Origin of the sequence: Yersinia sp. 2542 StPb PI, assembly GCF_048593855.1 — a bacterium.
GTDB lineage: Bacteria > Pseudomonadota > Gammaproteobacteria > Enterobacterales > Enterobacteriaceae > Yersinia > Yersinia enterocolitica_E.
Map to the genome: position 1 here is coordinate 1 of NZ_JAZGQA010000487.1, position 572 is coordinate 572.

A 572-nucleotide genomic window follows, 5' to 3' on the forward strand; every position below is an offset into this window, starting at 1 on the left:
TTATCGGGAATTTATTTTTTTCATACAACAGGAGAACTATCATTTAGTAAATGGCTCCCTGCTTGGATATTATTAGTCTTTTTTTCATCTATTAACCTTTTTGTTAGCCCATTTTTAGCTGTACTTGAAGGTATGGGGTTTGTAGGACAGGTTGCTTCTATCAGACTTGCCCAATCATTTTTAGGATATGCAACTCTAATTATACTTTTACTATCAGGATATGGGTTAATAGCAACACCTGTAATTAGTGGGACCGCAGCGTTAATATCTCTCATCTGGGTGCTTAAGAAGTATAGGGCATTGCTATTTAAAAACGATAGCTATTCTGCAACTAGCAAGATTTCATGGAGAAAAGAAATATTCCCATTTCAATGGAAGATTGCGCTCAGTTGGTTAAGTGGTTATTTTATTTTTCAACTTTTTAACCCGATGCTGTTTGCTCATCAAGGCGCTATTGAGGCAGGTAAAATAGGATTGACATTGGCTGCATTTAATTCCATGTTATCATTATCAATGAGTTGGATAACAGCAAAAAGTCCCGTTATGGCTGGACTAATAGCAGGGAATGAAAG

1 pseudogene is annotated in these 572 nt (G+C 36.2%); it reads left to right on the forward strand.

Annotation, left to right across the window (positions count from 1 at the left end):
- Positions 1-572 (forward strand): annotated as a pseudogene (locus V1952_RS22425) (hypothetical protein); the annotation flags it as partial.